Annotated in this window: 15 protein-coding genes; 11 read left to right on the top strand and 4 right to left on the bottom strand. The window is 37.8% G+C overall.

Annotated features, from left to right (window positions below):
* Positions 1–107 precede the first annotated feature (107 nt).
* The 4 genes from H4J76_RS14915 to H4J76_RS14930 all read left to right on the top strand — a co-directional run bounded on the left by H4J76_RS14915 (position 108) and on the right by H4J76_RS14930 (position 5,226).
* A complete protein-coding gene (locus H4J76_RS14915; RefSeq protein ID WP_182215215.1) occupies positions 108–1,598 on the top strand; it encodes a sodium:alanine symporter family protein in 1,491 nt (496 codons plus the stop codon).
* 139 nt (positions 1,599–1,737) lie between these two features.
* Positions 1,738–2,064: a hypothetical protein gene (locus tag H4J76_RS14920; RefSeq protein ID WP_182173780.1), complete on the top strand. Its 327-nt coding sequence runs from the start codon at positions 1,738–1,740 to the stop codon at positions 2,062–2,064.
* 49 nt (positions 2,065–2,113) lie between these two features.
* A complete protein-coding gene (locus H4J76_RS14925; protein WP_070373547.1) occupies positions 2,114–2,404 on the top strand; it encodes a YeaC family protein in 291 nt (96 codons plus the stop codon).
* Positions 2,401–5,226: a DUF349 domain-containing protein gene (locus tag H4J76_RS14930; RefSeq protein ID WP_182230893.1), complete on the top strand. Its 2,826-nt coding sequence runs from the start codon at positions 2,401–2,403 to the stop codon at positions 5,224–5,226. The genes H4J76_RS14925 and H4J76_RS14930 overlap by 4 nt, the downstream gene beginning before the upstream one ends.
* A gap of 371 nt (positions 5,227–5,597) precedes the next feature.
* Here the strand turns inward: H4J76_RS14930 and ansA are convergent, their stop codons facing one another.
* Together ansA and sppA are read right to left on the bottom strand one after the other, a co-directional pair.
* Positions 5,598–6,608 (bottom strand): asparaginase, encoded by a 1,011-nt coding sequence (gene ansA, locus H4J76_RS14935; protein WP_182215212.1) that lies wholly within the window; start codon positions 6,606–6,608, stop codon positions 5,598–5,600.
* Positions 6,609–6,728: 120 nt separating this feature from the next.
* A complete protein-coding gene (gene sppA, locus H4J76_RS14940; protein WP_182230894.1) occupies positions 6,729–8,615 on the bottom strand; it encodes a signal peptide peptidase SppA in 1,887 nt (628 codons plus the stop codon).
* A 270-nt stretch (positions 8,616–8,885) separates the two neighbouring features.
* Here sppA and H4J76_RS14945 point away from each other — a divergent pair, with 270 nt between their 5' ends.
* Together H4J76_RS14945 and H4J76_RS14950 are read left to right on the top strand one after the other, a co-directional pair.
* Positions 8,886–9,434: an NAD(P)H nitroreductase gene (locus tag H4J76_RS14945; RefSeq protein ID WP_182215208.1), complete on the top strand. Its 549-nt coding sequence runs from the start codon at positions 8,886–8,888 to the stop codon at positions 9,432–9,434.
* Between the two features lie 17 nt (positions 9,435–9,451).
* Positions 9,452–9,871 carry an N-acetyltransferase gene (locus H4J76_RS14950; protein ID WP_182204314.1) on the top strand — a complete coding sequence of 140 codons (420 nt, stop codon included), beginning with the start codon at positions 9,452–9,454 and terminating at the stop codon, positions 9,869–9,871.
* Between the two features lie 66 nt (positions 9,872–9,937).
* Here H4J76_RS14950 and asnS read toward each other — a convergent pair whose 3' ends face one another.
* Positions 9,938–11,338 (bottom strand): asparagine--tRNA ligase, encoded by a 1,401-nt coding sequence (asnS, locus tag H4J76_RS14955; RefSeq protein WP_182221928.1) that lies wholly within the window; start codon positions 11,336–11,338, stop codon positions 9,938–9,940.
* 303 nt (positions 11,339–11,641) lie between these two features.
* On the opposite strand from asnS, the gene H4J76_RS14960 reads away from it, so the two are divergent.
* The gene (locus H4J76_RS14960; protein ID WP_259364644.1) at positions 11,642–11,905 is read left to right on the top strand and encodes a hypothetical protein; all 264 of its coding nucleotides are present in this window, start codon (positions 11,642–11,644) and stop codon (positions 11,903–11,905) included.
* Positions 11,906–11,954: 49 nt separating this feature from the next.
* On the opposite strand, the gene bioA is transcribed toward H4J76_RS14960, so the two are convergent.
* On the bottom strand, positions 11,955–13,256 hold the full coding sequence (gene bioA / locus H4J76_RS14965; protein WP_182230895.1) for an adenosylmethionine--8-amino-7-oxononanoate transaminase: 1,302 nt from the start codon (positions 13,254–13,256) through the stop codon (positions 11,955–11,957).
* A 112-nt stretch (positions 13,257–13,368) separates the two neighbouring features.
* On the opposite strand from bioA, the gene bioB reads away from it, so the two are divergent.
* The 4 genes from bioB to bioD are packed head-to-tail and all read left to right on the top strand — an operon-like array spanning position 13,369 to position 17,057.
* Positions 13,369–14,415: a biotin synthase BioB gene (bioB, locus tag H4J76_RS14970; protein ID WP_070373554.1), complete on the top strand. Its 1,047-nt coding sequence runs from the start codon at positions 13,369–13,371 to the stop codon at positions 14,413–14,415.
* A 35-nt stretch (positions 14,416–14,450) separates the two neighbouring features.
* The gene (locus H4J76_RS14975; protein ID WP_182215196.1) at positions 14,451–15,590 is read left to right on the top strand and encodes an 8-amino-7-oxononanoate synthase; all 1,140 of its coding nucleotides are present in this window, start codon (positions 14,451–14,453) and stop codon (positions 15,588–15,590) included.
* Positions 15,590–16,375, top strand: a complete 786-nt coding sequence (gene bioC / locus H4J76_RS14980) for a malonyl-ACP O-methyltransferase BioC (RefSeq protein ID WP_182215194.1) — start codon at positions 15,590–15,592, stop codon at positions 16,373–16,375. Before H4J76_RS14975 ends, bioC begins: the two co-directional genes overlap by 1 nt.
* A complete protein-coding gene (bioD, locus tag H4J76_RS14985; protein WP_182215192.1) occupies positions 16,368–17,057 on the top strand; it encodes a dethiobiotin synthase in 690 nt (229 codons plus the stop codon). The genes bioC and bioD overlap by 8 nt, the downstream gene beginning before the upstream one ends.
* Positions 17,058–17,223: the final 166 nt, after the last annotated feature.

Consider the following 17,223-nt stretch of genomic DNA (forward strand, 5'->3'; position numbering starts at 1 on the left):
GTTCGATGATCGTTTAAGTGCTATATCAAGTTGCACTTAAATGATTAGCGGCCCTCAACCGTCGAACAACAAATTAAATAATAATAATAATAAATCTGGAGTGTCATGTGGAAGCGATTGTAAATACCATTAACGGCTATATTTGGAGCCCGTACTTAATTTATCTCTGTTTAGGAACGGGGGTCTTTTTCTCTGTCTTAACGCGATTTGCGCAAGTACGTCATTTCAGAGAAATGTTTCGCCTATTACTTTCGGGTAAAAGCTCAGAAAAGGGTATCTCATCTTTTCAAGCCTTAGCGGTGTCTTTATCTGGACGAGTTGGTACTGGTAATATTGCAGGGGTTGCTGCTGCTATTGGTTTTGGTGGACCTGGCGCGGTATTTTGGATGTGGGTAGTTGCCTTTTTAGGTGCAGCAACGGCTTATATCGAATCAACCAATGCCCAAATTTATAAAGAAGAAGAGGACGGTCAGTACCGTGGTGGCCCAGCTTACTACATTGAAAAAGCCTTAGGTCAAAAATGGTATGCTTGGATATTTGCTTTATCAACTATTCTTGCTTGTGGTGTTTTATTACCTGTTGTGCAATCAAACGGCATCGGTGATGCTATGGTCAATGTGTTTGGCGCCGGTGGTTCAGTTAGCTCTTTTATGGGCGACTTACCTTTAACGAAAGTATATACCGCGGTATTTATTGTTTTATTACTTGGTTTTATCATTTTTGGTGGTGTTAAGCGTATTGCTAACTTTACCCAAATTGTGGTGCCTTTTATGGCGCTTGCTTACATTATCATTGCCTGTACTATCATAGCATTGCATATTGATCAGCTTCCTGGTGTCTTTATGCTAATTATTACCGATGCTTTTACGCCAATGGCGGGGTTTGGTGCAGCAATTGGTTGGGGTGTTAAACGCGGAGTTTATTCAAATGAAGCCGGACAAGGTACTGGACCACATGCTGCTGCTGCTGCAGAAGTTGAACATCCAGCGCAACAAGGATTAGTGCAAGCCTTCTCAGTTTATATTGACACCTTATTTGTTTGTTCTGCTACTGCGTTTATGATCTTAATCACACAGTCGTATAATGTTATGCCAGAAGGCGCGACTAGTTTTGTTGTTAGTAACTTAGCCAGTGACGTTGTTATTAGTGGTCCTGCTTTTACGCAAATTGCGGTCGATAGTGTTTTAACCGGTTTTGGTAAACCCTTTATTGCTATTGCTTTGTTTTTCTTTGCCTTTACAACGGTACTAGCTTATTACTTTATCGCGGAAAATAATGTTTCTTATATTAATAAAACAATTAAAATGCCGGCACTTAGATTCCTCCTTAAAGTGGTGCTAATGTCAGCAGTCTTTTACGGTACTGTTGCAGAACCTAGTGCTGCTTGGAGTCTTGGTGATATTGGTGTTGGGTTAATGGCTTGGTTGAATATTTTTGCACTTATCGCCATCTTCTTTATGGCTAAGCCCGCGATTAAAGCACTAAAAGATTATGAACGTCAGCAGAAACTAGGGGTGACAAAATTTACCTTTGACCCTAAAAAGCTTGGTATTGAAAAAGCTAAATTCTGGGAAGATCGTTTTAATAAAAACAAGTAATTTTATTTATAATTGATTTACTTTTATTAATTTGCAATAAAAGTAAAATTACTTTAAAAAACGTCCAATAGGACGTTTTTTTTTGCTTAAATTTAGGTAGAATATTAACACTAATTATTTTATGGAGCGTTATCTTCCTATGGCTGTAATTAATTGCCCAAACTGTAAGAAAAAGATATCTGACAAAGCGAAGTCTTGCTCTCATTGTGAAATCGATTTGACCAAAGTTGATGCCAGTCAAATAGCATCAATGAAAAAATTGAGCAAAATAGATCAATCCCAAAAACTGATGAATCACTCATTTATCGCTATGTTACTTTTTTGTGGTGGTTTTCTATTTTTGTATTGGCAAGACGCACAGCAGGGCACATGGCAATATTTTATAAGTATTGGTGCGGCAGTGGTTGGCTTTATTTGGTATATTGCAACTCGCATTCGTTTGCTGATGCTTAAATACCGAAATTAACATTAACTTTTCTCGTAAGAATTAAGAAACAAAGGCTGTAAATATAACAATGGATATTATTTCATTAGTAGACGATATGTCAGAAGAAATGTACTTGCGCTTAAAGTGTGCCGCTGAAACGGGCAAATGGCCAGAGGGAACTATAGTTGATACAGCACAAAAAACATCAGCGCTGCAAATTACCATGGCTTATCAATCAAGACATTTAAATTCAGATCAAATCTTAAGCGTTGGCGCAGATGGACTTATCGTAGATAAAACTAAACGCCAGTTGAAAAGCGAGTTCGCTGATCTTAAAAACAACCCAGACAATAATATTGCAAGGTTTTCCGATTTATGATTTTTTCTAAATTTTTCAAAGCAAAATGGCAAAGTAAAGAACACAATGTTCGGTTAACGGCAATCAGTGAAGATTTATTACTTAGCAATCCCGATGACTTAGTTATATTAACAAATCTTGCACAAACAGACCCTAACGAATTAGTGCGCCGCGCTGCTCTCATTAAAATGGCTGACTTTACTGTTTGGCATAAAAACAGTATCGACAACGACAATAAAAAAGTCCGTGAATATTGTCTTAAGCAAGTAGAAAAGATTCTGCTTGGCCAGCACGAAATAACGATCAGTAATCAAGACAAATTAATCTTATTGAAAAGCAATGATAAGTTACCGTCCTTGGAACTATGGTTACAAAATGAAACACAAGCCGATGTTGTTATCGCTTTATTTGAAAAAATTAATAAACCATCGTTAACCCATTCAATATTTACCCATAAGCAAGATGAAGTCGTACAAGCTTATTTACTCAAACAAGTATTGCCTCTTGATGTATTAGATAAATTACTTAAAAAATCATGTAATGAAAAAATAAAAACTAATATTGAGCAACAGTTACAACATTTACACGAGTTGGCAGAACAACCTGACAAAATTAAAAAAGGTGTTCAGTTAGTTTTAGCAAAGTTACTTGCTTTGAAAGAGGTCAATGATTATCTGCAACTCAAAGAAAAACAAGCTGAATTAGAAACGCAGTGGCAAAACTATTATCAAGATTTCTCTTGTCTCTCTTCGCCAGAAGCTGAGAACTTTACAGAAAAGTATAAAATAATTAATAGCCAACTCATTAAACATTTTTCTCCGTTACATGAATCCCATCAACAAGAAATCATTGCTGAAAAATTAGTGGCAGACAAACGTTTGGCTAATGAACATTTTAATAGTGCCCTTAATGAAATGAGTAAAAAGCTTACCACAACAATTTTTGAAAGTGGTGATCTTGATGAAGCTGAGTATCAAGATAAACTTGAACAATTACGCGAAGAAATAACCTCTTCAATATTAAACAGTAAAGAACAACAACACTTTATTGCTTTAGTAAAAGCCCAAGCAAAAAAACTGGCTCAGTTGCCTGAGATTGCACAATCGGTGAGTGATGCAACCCATCTAATTTCAAAAATATCACAAGTTGCTTTACCTAAAAACATTGAAGAATTGAACCTGCGTAAACCTCTGTTCGATCAGTGGTTACAAGAATGGAAAACTGTTGAGCTAAAAGCGGCAGGGGTATTACCACAATCTATTGTTGACGCCTTTAAAGAAATAAAACAACAATGGCAGCAAGGCCTAAAATCGTTAATTAAAGAACAAGGCTTACTCTTATCACAATGCCAGAAAAAAGTTGCTGACGTAAAGCGCTTAATAATGACGGGTAAGTACAATGCGGCTTTTGGTGTTTTCAAAAAAGCTAAAAAACATTTTGATGGTTTATCAGAAGAGCAAAAGTCACGAGTTCAACGTGACTTTGATGATATAGCAGATAAAATTGCCGAATTAAGTGATTTAGAGCAATCTATTGCTACGCCTAGAAAACAGCAGTTACTTGTGGATATTAAGTTACTCGTTGATCAGCCAATTGATAACCCCAATGAGCAAGCAGCAAAAGTTAAACAATTTCGTGTTACGTGGAATTCACTTGGACATGCTGAAGAATCAATTGAAAAAGAGTTAAATTACCAATTCAACGCACTTTGCGAACAAGCTTTTGCTCCATGTCGGTTATTTTATGCAGAACAAGAAAAGTTACGTGAACTACATCTTGAATCTCGCCAACAACTTATTAGTAAAGCGCAAAGCTTTGCCGACGACTTTTCTGCAAAACTCAATGAAGGCATTGATAATGAAGCCATCGATTGGAAGTTTACTGATGCAACACTCAATAAATTAATACAGCAATGGCAAAACGCGGGGCAGGTTGATAAAACTAAATTCAACTTACTTAGTCAATCGTTTACGGCGAGCTTACAACCCGTTAAAGCTGAATTAAGAAATTATCATCAACGTAACAGTGATAGCAAAAACCTATTGATTGCTCAAGTTACTCAAGCATTGAACGACGATGACGTTTTCTCTGCAATTGAGAGTGTTAAAAAACTGCAAACACAATGGCAAGCCATTGGCTACAGCGGTCAACGTGAAGAGAATCAGCTTTGGCAAAAATTTAGAAAAGTGAATGACCAGCTATTTTCAAAGCGTGATGAAGCTAAGTTGCTTGAACAATCGAACCGTGAAAATCAACAAATTGAATTATCACAACAATTACAAAGCTATCAGCAACAACTAGTCGCGGATATATCAGAAACAGCGTTATTAAGCTTACAAGTAAGTATTGAAGAATTACGTGTAAAAATTACCAGTCAACGTCCGGTAATAAGAAGTGCCGTAACCTTAGCTGAAAAATTACTTGCGCAAATATCTCAACAACTCATGCAAATGACAGAAAACAAAAAGGCCAAGACTTGGCAACTTGTTTTCGATTGCTTAGAAAGTTTAGCTACTAATAAACCGGAAACGGCAGCAGATTTTTCTGAAACACTGGTAGATTTACCCAATGTTTGGCAGAAACGTTTACAAGAGTGTTATCAAAACAGCAAACTGATTGACCGAAGTAACAAAACCCTTGAACTCGAAATTTTAGCAAGTAAAGAGTCACCTGCAGAATTTAAAGCCGAGCGGATGCAAGTACAGGTACAATTATTACAAAATCAAATGTTGTCAGGGCAATCTATCGATTTAACTAAATCGCTTATTGAATGGTTAAAATTAGGGGCGTTATCTGCAAATGATTTACCATTACTGGCCAGAGTTAAACCTATTTACTGTTAATGTAACATAAGTTTTATATGAGTTGAATGTGAGTTTATTTCATTAATTATACTTAACAATAGCCCAAAGCCACTGATTATTTAGTGGCTTTTCCTTTTCTGGTGTTTACTAAATATTGCCAGTTTTTTAAGGAGAGTAAAAACGGGCTACTATTATATTTAATGTTGATTTTATCCCGATCACCGGTAACGCGTAACTGTTTATTTAAAGGATAATCCTTGTAAATCGACGAGTATAAGTACCGGTGTTGTTCTAAGTTGTTGATTTTAAATGTTTTATATTCTTTGTTTGGGCTAGGGGTGATTTAGCAGTATAGGAGAGATAAATAAGGCTGCCATGTTTCTTAATCATAGCAACCAGAGCGTAATGGTTTAATGAGTCGTGAGTTCACCACGGAGATTTTCTTGTAAAAGACGACAAATTTCAGCTTGAGGTAATTCTTTACTGAGTAAGTAATGTAGTTTAGTTAATGTTGCTTCTAGCGTCATATCACCACCACCGACAACACCACATTTACTTAATGCGACGCCCGTTGCATAACCTTCCATATTCACAGTCCCTTTTATACATTGGCTACAATTTACCACGACAATTCCTTGATGATAAGCTTGCGTTAAACAAGCAAGTAGCTGTTCATCTTGTGGCGCATTACCGACGCCATAACTGCGAATAATTAACGCTTTTACCGGTTGCTTGATAATATTGGCGACTAGTTCACTAGAAATCCCTGGGTACAAATGAACAACACCTATCGGTTGTGGTGTTATTTGTGCGACCGAGAATGGTTGGGTAACAGCAACGTTGAGTTTACCTTCAAGGAGCTTAATATTAATTCCAGCTTCGAGAAGTGGCGACATATTGGGGGAATCAAAAGCGTTAAAACCATCAGCGTAAGCTTTAATGCAACGGTTACCCCGGTATAATTTATTATTAAAATACAAGCCCACTTCATTAATGGGGTAGTTTGCCGCAATATAAAGTGAATTTAACAGATTTACTTGTCCGTCTGAGCGTAATTGGCTTAACGGAATTTGTGAGCCGGTAACAATGACAGGTTTAGATAAATTTTCAAACATAAACGAAAGCGCAGAGCTGGTATAAGCCATGGTATCTGTACCATGAAGAACAACAAAGCCATCGTAATTATCGTAATTAGCTTTTATATCATCGGCAATACGTTGCCAATCTTGCGGCGTCATATTTGATGAATCAATTAATGGTGAATATTCATTAATGGTAAAGTCAGGCATCTCTTGTCGATGAAAATCAGGCGTACCATTAATTGACTCGGTTAAATGTCCTTTTACCGGAACACAACCTTGGCCGCTGTTTTTCATGCCGATGGTACCGCCAGTGTAGGCGATATAAATGCGTTTTTTCATGCTGTTACCTTAGAATTATTACTATCTTGTCGTTTGGTCTGATAATCACGTGCGCTTGTTAAATATTGTTCTCTATTCACTTCCATGTGAATATAACAAAGCGATTTAGGTCACTGCGAACTAATTAATTTCACAGGTCATACATAAGGAGTAAACCCCTTGCGGATCATTAAGTATGTTGAGGTGAGATAGCTGTGCTTTCATTTCTAAAAATAATTTATCCGTATTGCTTAGAGTCATTATTTCAGTTTCAGGAAAGAAAGTCTTCGCTTGACCTAATAACCCTTGCAGGAAAAGATCTTTTGGCGTTTGTTCTATTTCAATCAATAAGGTTTCAAACGTTGCTAACTCGGCTAATTCTGCTGCTGCATTAATAGCGGTCGTTAAGTTGCCTAACTCATCAACAAGCCCTAACTCTTTCGCTTTTGCACCTGACCAGACACGTCCTTGGGCTATACTATCAACTTGCTCAAGGCTCATATTTCTATTTTCAGCGACAAGGCCAATGAAGTCTTGATAGCCTCTATTAATATTTAATTGAAATACTCTTGCCATGCCATCAGTCAGTGGGCGGGTTACACCAAATCCGGCTATATCAGTGGTACCAACGCCATCAGTGTAAACACCTAGTTTGCTTAATGAATTCTCAAAGGTCATGAAAAATCCATAAATACCAATTGAGCCGGTGATCGTTGCTGGAGAAGCTATTATTTTATCAGCAGGTGCCGATATCCAATAGCCCCCAGAAGCGGCATAAGTTCCCATTGAAGCAACAACAGGTTTTCCTGCTAACTTGATCAGTTCAATTTCTTGACGAATAATTTCAGAGGCATAAGCACTTCCACCCGGGCTATCGACACGAAGAACTACCGCTTTCACCTTATTGTTTAAACGCGCTTCTCTTAATAGTGATGCTGTACTATCCCCGCCAATGGTTCCTGGCTTTTGGCGACCATCTAAAATAGTCCCCTTAGCAACAATAACGGCGACTTTATCGGTATTTGGGTTAACCATTGGATACATAGGTTTAGTGGCAGACAAATAATGTTTGAAACTAATATGATTATAGCTATCACCGGCTGAATTTTTTCCAACAAGTTTAATCAAAGACAGCTTCATCTCTTGACGATTTTTTAACGCGTCAACCCAAAGATTATCTAAAGCATACTGCGCAATATTACCATCAGCTTGCTCAAGTTTTGCCACTAAAACATCAGCATTTTCATCAAAATTATCAATCGAAAATTTTCGGTTGCTTGCGACATCACTTTTATATTGTGACCATAAATCAGTTAACCATAATTTGTTGGCTTCTTTAGCCGCCGCTGACATATCGTCGCGCATGTATGGTTCTACAGCAGATTTATAGGTACCGACTCGAAATATATGTTGGCTAATAGAGAGCTTATCTAATGCAGATTTAAAATAAAGTTGATAACGGCCATAACCGTCAAGTAACAACCAACCACGAGGATTGAGCCATACTTCATCAGCAGAGCTTGCCAAGTAATATTGGTCTTGAGAATATTGATCGCCAACAGCAATTATTTTTTTACCAGCAGCTTTAAACGTCTCTAAAGCTTGGGCAATGTCTTGTAATTTACTTAAACCCGTGCTGTTAAGTCCTTGAAGCTGTAATACGATCATTTCTATACGGCTGTCATTTTTTGCTCTTTCAATGACATTCAATAAGTCGCTAAGTAAAACTTCTGGGTTTTTTTCTTTTTCTTCTAAGGCTTCTGATATTAAAGCATCCATCGGGTCAATCGCATTCTTTTGTTCAACGATATCTCCAGTAAGATTTAACACTAAGGCTGTATTGTTAGGAACAACGATCTTGTCATCATCGCTGCCAAGTGCCGCGATAAATAAAAATAAAACCAGAAAAAAAACAACATTAATAATTATTTTTCTAAATGAATTTAATAAACTAAAAAATTTTAAAGTAACTCGTTTTAAAGCACTTTGCTTTACAGGAGCATTAGGTAACGATGTGGGTTCTGTCATAATATCCGGCACAGTTAGTATGTAATTGTAATTACTGGCTATGCTACTTAATTATTGATCACTTATGTAGTCTGATTAGTAAATAAATGTGTTATTAGCGAACTTTTTTCATTATATGTTACGCCTTTGATTTTTTGTGCAGGTCTGTTGACCCGTATTGATTATTATCTATGTTGTTTATTAAACAAGATGTAGGGATCCGCGTGCACTTTGAAGGATAACGGGTATATAATCCTTAGTATTGAAACTACCCATGAGTCTTTATAATTAATGAATGCCAAAGAATTATTATTAAAACGACAATCTAATCCTAGGTTAATATCACCAGCCCCTGTTGCTAGCGATGTTGAATTTATATTGAACGCTGGAATGCGTGTTCCTGATCACGGTTGTTTATCACCATGGTTTTTTACCCTTGTTAAAGAACAAGGGTTAGATAAGTTAAGCCAGATATTTGAAGATGTCGCTAAAGTTCATCAGTTTACTGAAGCTAAAATACAAAAAGCCAAAAATATGCCGTATCGTGCACCGTTAATTATCGTTGTTAGCACGCGGTATCAAGCGCACGACAAAGTGCCTAAATTTGAACAAGCAATCGCAGCAGGTTGTTGTGCCCATGCTATGCAAATGGCTGCCTTTAGTTTAGGTTATGGCGCTGTGTGGCGAACGGGTGATTTTAGCTACGATTCATCAGTAAAACGTGGTTTAGGAATAGACCAAGACGATGATATTATAGGATTTATTTACATAGGCACCGCCGAAAACGATCGTCCTATTAAACCCGCTAAAAGCTTAACGTCTCATGTTTCATATTTGTAAAATAAAGGGGGGGAGCGATGAATATTGAAATTTTGGATGCGCCTGAGCAAGCACTAATAGATTTTTTAGATAAAAAAATTGCAGATTTCAATTGGGCTCACTGGGAAGTAAGCGAACGAAAGCCATTAGCTATTCAAATAAAGGACGAACTAGGTAACATTATTGCTGGTTCATCCGCACGCACCTTTGGTAATTGGCTGTTAATTAATACGCTGTGGGTTGACGAGTCACTTCGTGGTAAAAAAATGGGTGTTAAGATATTAGCACAACTTGAAACTGCAGCAGTGGCGAGGGGATGTACGTTAAGTATGCTTGATACTCTGAACTTTCAAGCAATGCCATTTTATGAAAAGCAAGGTTATCAAACAAAATGGGTACAAGAAAATTATCCAAAAACAGGCTGTAAATATTTTATGGTAAAAGAACTTACTGAGTAAACCAGATATTTCACCCATAAAAAAACCTCAATAATGAGGTTTTTTTATGGGATTATTATTCTTAGCCTAGAACGCAGCGTTGTTTGGCGTTCTTGGGAAAGGAATTACGTCACGAACGTTTTGCATACCGGTAGCATAAGCCACTAAACGCTCAAAACCTAAACCAAAACCTGAATGAGGAACAGTGCCGTAACGACGTAAATCGCGATACCAACTGTAATCATCTTGGTTTAAATTCATTTCGGCTAAACGCGCATCAAGTACATCAAGACGTTCTTCACGTTGGCTACCACCAATGATTTCGCCAATACCTGGTGCTAAGATATCCATAGCAGCAACTGTTTTGCCATCATCATTTAAGCGCATGTAAAATGATTTAATATCTTTAGGGTAATTTTGTAACACGACTGGGCCATTAAAATGTTCTTCGGCTAAGTAACGCTCGTGCTCTGAATTAAGATCAACACCCCAAGACACTTTGTTTTCAAATTTCTTATCACAATTTTCTAATATTGTAATAGCGTCAGTGTAATCTAAACGGACAAAATCATTATTAATAACAGAATTCATACGGTCAATAACTGTTTTATCAATGCGTTGTTGGAAGAAATTCATGTCATCACTACGTTCATCAAGCACAGCTTGGAAGACATATTTCAGCATTTCTTCTGCGAGGTCAGCAGCATCAGACAAATCAGCGAAAGCGATTTCTGGTTCAATCATCCAAAATTCTGCAAGATGACGTGTTGTGTTAGAATTTTCAGCACGGAAGGTCGGTCCAAAAGTATAAACTTTTGAAAGGGCACATGCATAAGTCTCAACGTTCAATTGACCTGAAACGGTTAAGAAAGTTTCTTTACCGAAAAAATCTTTAGCGTAGTCAACATTACCTTTATCGGTGCGAGGTAAGTTTTCCATATCAAGCGTACTAACACGGAACATTTCGCCAGCGCCTTCACAATCTGAGCCAGTAATTAACGGCGTGCTGATCCAAAAGTAACCTTTACTGTGTAAAAAGCGATGAACCGCTTGAGCTAACGTATTACGAACACGAGCAACAGCTCCGCCCATATTAGTACGAGCACGAAGATGTGCTTGCTCTCGTAAAAATTCAATGCTGTGACGTTTTGCTGCCATAGGATAGGTATCAGGATCATCAACCAAACCAAGTATCTCTACTTTAGTTGCTTGAATTTCAAAAGATTGGCCTTGGCCCGGAGACTCAACCAATATACCGGTGACTTTAACTGAAGCACCCGTAGTCAATTTTAATATTTCTGATTGATAATTATCGAGATCACTGGGTGCGATAGCTTGAATCGCATCAAAACATGATCCATCATGAACCGCTAGGAATGAAATACCTGCTTTAGAATCACGGCGAGTGCGGATCCATCCGTGTACTGTAACTGCTTCACTTACTGGGTACTTACCAGCAAGTACATCAGTGATTGAGATAACTGACATTATCAACCTCTTTTCTTTATTTAATTATTGTCATAGATTTTGTCGGTGCACAGACCCAGTGTAGAATACTGAATTTATTTGCACTAACTTTAAGGTGTGATATGTTACCTTTACTGCGGTGTTTAACAAGTAAAAGTTGCTGATCCGGTCTATATAAAAACAAAAAACAGTAATATTGACTTTAGAGGGTTTGAATCAATGATATTGGGATTAAAAAACAGGCGACATTCAACAGATTTTTGGGTTCTCTTAAGCCGAACTTTGGCATTAAGCGGATGGATATTATTCATTTTTGCTATTGTTATGTCTTATTATGCTGCACCAGAGCAAGATTATGGTTTATTGCGCTTTAGAAATATCGAAATAAGGCAATTTTGGTTAACGCCATTAACGGGCTATTTATATATCGTGCTTTGGGTAAGTGCACTTTGTAGTTACCTTTGTTTGGTTGTCGATCACTATCGCACTAGAAGAGAACAAGACAGTAAGCATTTTAATATCGTTCTGCTACTAACGATAACGGTTGCTTGGGTCATCTATATATTAGTGAAACTTAACTTGGCGTAAGATTATTAATAATTCTACGCCGTTTTACCTAACAGCAAATCTGTGTCGGTTAATCTTCAAAACACTGCTGCTCATCGAGTACCGTGCTTATCGCCTTAACAAGTTTCGCTAAAGCCCGTTCATCACTAATAAAGGGCGGCATAATATAAATAAGCTTGCCAAACGGTCTGATCCAGACACCCAATTCAACAAATCTTTTTTGTATCTTTGCCATATTAACCGCAACCCTTGTTTCTACCACACCTATACCTCCTAAGACGCGGGCATTTTTTACTCTTGAATGTTGATTTAACACTAATAAGTGTCGCGTTAAATAATCTTCAATAAAACTCACTTGCTGTTGCCATTCTCCTGTTGCCAAAAGCTCTAGACTTGCATTTGCTACCGCACAAGCCAGCGGATTAGCCATAAACGTTGGGCCGTGCATAAAACATCCGGCTTCTCCATCACTGATGGTCTGTGCAATTTCTTGCGTACACAAAGTTGCTGCCAGGGTCATATAACCGCCGGTCAGGGTTTTTCCTAAACACATAATGTCAGGACTTATATCCGCCCAATGACAAGCAAACAATTTTCCTGTACGGCCTAAACCCGTAGCAATTTCATCAACAATAAATAACACCTGATATTGGGTACATAAAGCGCGACAAGCTTTTAAATACTCAGGATGATAAAAGCGCATACCACCAGCACCTTGGACAATAGGTTCAATAATAAAGGCGGCAATATCATTATGGTGTTGTGCAAATAAGGCTTTTAATGGCGCTAACTCAGCGTTATCCCAAGGTTGATAAAAATCACACTGTGGCGCAGGAGCGAAAATGTTTTTCATTAATACACTTTCAAAAATTTGGTGCATACCATTAACAGGATCGCATACCGACATTGCGGCAAAAGTATCACCATGATAACCATTTTTAACGGTCAATAATTTATGCTTCTCACTTTTGCCCTGACTGTGCCAATACTGTAATGACATTTTTATGGCAACTTCTACCGATACAGAGCCAGAGTCTGATAAAAAAACTTTTTGTAGCGGCTCTGGTGTGATCTCAATGAGCTTCTTACACAAGTTAATAGCGGGTTCATGCGTTAGGCCCCCAAACATAACATGTGCCATCTTTTGTGTTTGATCAACAAGCGCCTGATTTAACTTTGGATGATTGTAGCCGTGTAAAACAGACCACCAGGATGACATACCATCAACAAGTTCTTCACCCGTAGCTAACTTTATATAAACGCCCTTAGCCGATTCAACTAAGTATGAGGGCAGAGGGTTTGACATCGATGTGTAGGGATGCCAAACATGTTTCTTATCAAAATCGATTAAATCTGTGTGTTTTTTGTTCATATGTAAAGCTTGCAATGTTTTTTATGTTGACAATTAATGACTGGCGTATAGATTACCTGCTAATATTTAGCGATGCAATTTTCACATTTACATTTTACAGTAAAGGTTTCACATGTCACAAACGAATATACCTCGTCATGATTGGTCAATAGCAGAAGTGGAAGCATTATTTGCTCGACCTTTTAGTGACCTTATGTTTCAAGCTCAAACCGTTCATCGTGAACACTTTAATCCTAATGAAGTACAAGTTAGTACCTTATTGTCAATCAAAACAGGTGCTTGTCCTGAAGATTGTAAATATTGCTCGCAAAGTGCACGCTATAATACTGATGTTCAAAAAGAACGTTTGATGGAAGTTGAAAAAGTATTAGAAGCAGCAAAGGTAGCGAAAGACCAAGGGTCAACGCGTTTTTGTATGGGGGCAGGTTGGAGAAATCCAAAAGCTCGTGATATGCCCTTTGTGTTAGAGATGGTCAAAGGTGTTAAAGCACTTGGCTTAGAAACCTGTATGACATTAGGCATGATTAACGGAGGTCAAGCCGATGAATTACAAGAAGCTGGGTTAGATTATTATAACCACAACTTAGATACTTCTCCTGAACATTATAACTCTATTATTACCACACGCAGCTATCAAGACCGATTAGATACACTGCAAAACGTCCGTGATTCGGGAATGAAAGTTTGTAGTGGTGGTATTGTTGGTTTAGGCGAAAATGCTCAAGACAGAGCGTCATTTTTAGCACAATTGGCTAACTTACCTAAACATCCTGAAAGTGTTCCAATTAATATGCTGGTAAAAATTGCCGGAACACCACTCGCAGATGTTGACGATTTAGAAGCTTTTGATTTTGTTCGTTGTATAGCGGTTGCACGTATTATGATGCCTAAAAGCCATGTGCGTTTATCAGCTGGGCGCGATGCAATGAACGAACAAATGCAAGCAATGTGTTTCTTAGCCGGTGCCAACTCAATATTCTACGGTTGTAAGTTGTTAACTACAGGCAACCCTGAAGCCAATAAAGATATGCAGTTATTTGCAAAATTGGGCATTAATACTGAAACAGTGGCCACCGATGATATTGAGACTGAGCAAAAAATAACGACTGCCGTTGTCAATCAGCAAAATAAAGAACTTTTTTACGACGCTGCGCTTTAACGTTTATTTACTGATCAAGAGCCAAGCTGAAATTTATGTCTTTTAACTTTATTGCTGAGCAAGTCGCTCAGCAAAAAGAAAAATCACAATATCGCCAACGCCAATGTATAAGCGAGCAAAATGGCCGAGAGGTGGTTGTTGCAGGAAAACGCTATTTAAATTTTTCTTCTAATGATTATCTCGGCTTAAATCATCACCCTTCAATAAATAAAGCCTGGCAAGAAGGTGTCGATAAATACGGCAGTTGCGCAAGTGCTTCCAGTTTAATAACCGGTTTTCATTATGCACACCAAGCTTTAGAAGATGAAGTTTGTCAGTGGTTAAATAAACCACGGTGCTTACTTTATAGCAGTGGTTTTGCAGCTAATTCCGGTGTATTACAAGCCTTGGGTAAAAAAGACTGCCAATTTTTTCTAGACAAGTTAAGTCACGCTTCTTTAATTGATGGTGCTTTGGCTAGTGAAGCTTCCGTGAAGCGATATTTACACAATAATCATCAGCAACTTGAACAATATTTAGCGAAAAGTCCTGTTGACAATAAACTGATTATTTCTGAAGGTATTTTTAGCATGGATGGCGATCGCGCAGACGTTAGCCAGTTAATTATGATTGCTCAGCAGCAACAAGCTATGCTTTACATGGATGATGCACACAGTATTGGAATTATTGGTCATGCCGGTCAGGGCAGTAGTAGCTTTGGTCAGGTCGATATAGTAATGGCAACTTTTGGCAAAGCTTTAGCCACTAGTGGTGCATTTATCGCTTGTGATGAAGATGTTTATGATTACTTAGTCAATTTTTCTCGTCATTATATTTATTCAACCGCGATTTCCCCCGCCGTTGCTTGGGCGACAAAAACCAGTATCAAGCTTGCTCAAAAAGAGTCTTGGCGTAGAGATAATATTTTTGAATTGAGCGCGCTTTTATCAAATAAACTTGATAGTCAAATAACAATAATTCCGTCATCCTCTTCTATTCACGCTATTGTTATTGGCAGCGAAAAAAGAACACTAGAAATATGTCAACATTTGAAAAACAGAGGTATTTGGCTAACCGCGATACGCCCACCAACGGTTGCTAAAAACAGCTCAAGGTTACGCGTTACCATTACAGCTAACCATAAAGAATGTGATATCAATTACTTAGCTAATTGTTTGAATGAGGTTTTACGTTAATGCCTGAAGTGTTAAACAGAATTAAAATAGCCAAGTCATTTGGCTTAGCGAGTCAGTCGTATGATATTTCATCTCGATTACAACGCTATACGGGTAAGCACTTAATGTCTTTATTACCCAACCGTTCAGATCTAACTGTCGTCGACTTAGGCTCAGGTACCGGTTTTTTTACTGACATTCTTGCCAGTAAATTTCAACAAACTATTGGCGTTGATATCTCCGCTAAAATGCTGTCTTTTGCTCAAGAAAACCGCAGTAAGGAAATCTGCTGGTTAGAAGCTGATGCGTATTACCTGCCTTTTAAAGCCAACACAATTGATGTTATTTATTCTAATTTGGTTATTCAGTGGTGTGATCCACTCGATGATATTATTGAAGAAATATTACGCGTGCTCAAACCAGGAGGATTGTTTATATTTTCCACCTTACTCGATGGCACATTACATGAGTTAAAATCATCTTGGGCACAAGTCGATGATGAACAGCACGTGATTGACTTTAAAACAGATGCAAACCTAAAAGCTATTTTTGATAAGGCCTCATGTAAATTACTTGAACAAAAAACTCAAGACTTAGTATTAGAATATCAAAATGTTATACATCTAGCGCGAGAGTTGAAAGGGCTAGGCGCAAACCATGTCCCTAAACAGCAAGGCAAGGGTTTAGCGGGTAAAGATAAATGGCAAAAGATGACTAATTGCTATCAAGACTTTCAAGAGCCTAGTGGTATTTATCCGGCGACTTATAAGGTGTATTCTGCAATTATGGTAAAATTAAATGCTTAAAATTTTTATTACTGCCACAGATACTGATGCTGGAAAAACCTATTTTGCGCAAATACTCACCGCAGCCTTAGTTAAAAAAGATTATCAAGTTGCTGTATTTAAACCTATATCTGCAGGGTGTGAGCTTAAGCATACAGCGCAGGGTGAAATACTGGTCAATGAAGATGCACAATTATTGTTGCAGCAAGCAAACTGTGGACAAGGTATTAGTGAAATTAACCCTATTGCATTTGAACCGGCAATAGCACCACACATCGCCGCTAATTTAATGAATGTTGACATTAAACTCGCTGATATAAATGCGGGTTACGAGCGAATTATTGCTAGGGCTTGCGATATTGTTATCACTGAAGGTGCAGGGGGATGGCGACTACCTTTAGGTAAAGGTAGGTTTTTATCTGAGTTCGTACAGCAGACAAAACAGCAGGTAATATTGGTGGTGAATATGAAACTAGGGTGTTTAAATCATGCGGTTCTCACCTATGAAGCGATAGTTGCCGATGGTCTTGATTGTATTGGTTGGGTAGCAAACTGCGTTGAGCCAATGAATTATCTCGCTGAAAATATAGCTGAACTCAAAACACTTATTCCAATTCCAATGATTGCTCAACTCGGTTTTGAAACAGATATCAATAAAGCCAGTTCAAACGTTAATGTATCGTCGATAACGGCACGGCTTTAGCGACTAGTTTTACTTTAAATTATAGATAGAACAAGCAATAAGTGAGTGCCTTATCTGATTTATTGCTTGGTTTATTAATAGATAATTATCAGGCTTTTATCCTTACGAAAAAAGTCTAACGATAAAAGACTATTATCAATTTAATGCACTCCCTTTAACAATCCTC

This window comes from Colwellia sp. BRX9-1, from assembly GCF_014077195.1.
Classification (GTDB): Bacteria; Pseudomonadota; Gammaproteobacteria; order Enterobacterales; family Alteromonadaceae; genus Colwellia_A.

Excerpts from the sequence above, each read along its gene's own strand:
- H4J76_RS14920 (WP_182173780.1), top strand. The coding sequence starts at position 1,738 with ATGGCTGTAATTAATTGCCCAAACTGTAAGAAAAAGATATCTGACAAA.
- H4J76_RS14925 (WP_070373547.1), top strand. The coding sequence starts at position 2,114 with ATGGATATTATTTCATTAGTAGACGATATGTCAGAAGAAATGTACTTG.
- H4J76_RS14930 (WP_182230893.1), top strand. The coding sequence starts at position 2,401 with ATGATTTTTTCTAAATTTTTCAAAGCAAAATGGCAAAGTAAAGAACAC.
- ansA (WP_182215212.1), bottom strand. The coding sequence starts at position 6,608 with ATGAAAAAACGCATTTATATCGCCTACACTGGCGGTACCATCGGCATG.
- sppA (WP_182230894.1), bottom strand. The coding sequence starts at position 8,615 with ATGACAGAACCCACATCGTTACCTAATGCTCCTGTAAAGCAAAGTGCT.
- H4J76_RS14945 (WP_182215208.1), top strand. The coding sequence starts at position 8,886 with ATGAATGCCAAAGAATTATTATTAAAACGACAATCTAATCCTAGGTTA.
- H4J76_RS14950 (WP_182204314.1), top strand. The coding sequence starts at position 9,452 with ATGAATATTGAAATTTTGGATGCGCCTGAGCAAGCACTAATAGATTTT.
- asnS (WP_182221928.1), bottom strand. The coding sequence starts at position 11,338 with ATGTCAGTTATCTCAATCACTGATGTACTTGCTGGTAAGTACCCAGTA.
- H4J76_RS14960 (WP_259364644.1), top strand. The coding sequence starts at position 11,642 with ATGTCTTATTATGCTGCACCAGAGCAAGATTATGGTTTATTGCGCTTT.
- bioA (WP_182230895.1), bottom strand. The coding sequence starts at position 13,256 with ATGAACAAAAAACACACAGATTTAATCGATTTTGATAAGAAACATGTT.
- bioB (WP_070373554.1), top strand. The coding sequence starts at position 13,369 with ATGTCACAAACGAATATACCTCGTCATGATTGGTCAATAGCAGAAGTG.
- H4J76_RS14975 (WP_182215196.1), top strand. The coding sequence starts at position 14,451 with ATGTCTTTTAACTTTATTGCTGAGCAAGTCGCTCAGCAAAAAGAAAAA.
- bioC (WP_182215194.1), top strand. The coding sequence starts at position 15,590 with ATGCCTGAAGTGTTAAACAGAATTAAAATAGCCAAGTCATTTGGCTTA.
- bioD (WP_182215192.1), top strand. The coding sequence starts at position 16,368 with ATGCTTAAAATTTTTATTACTGCCACAGATACTGATGCTGGAAAAACC.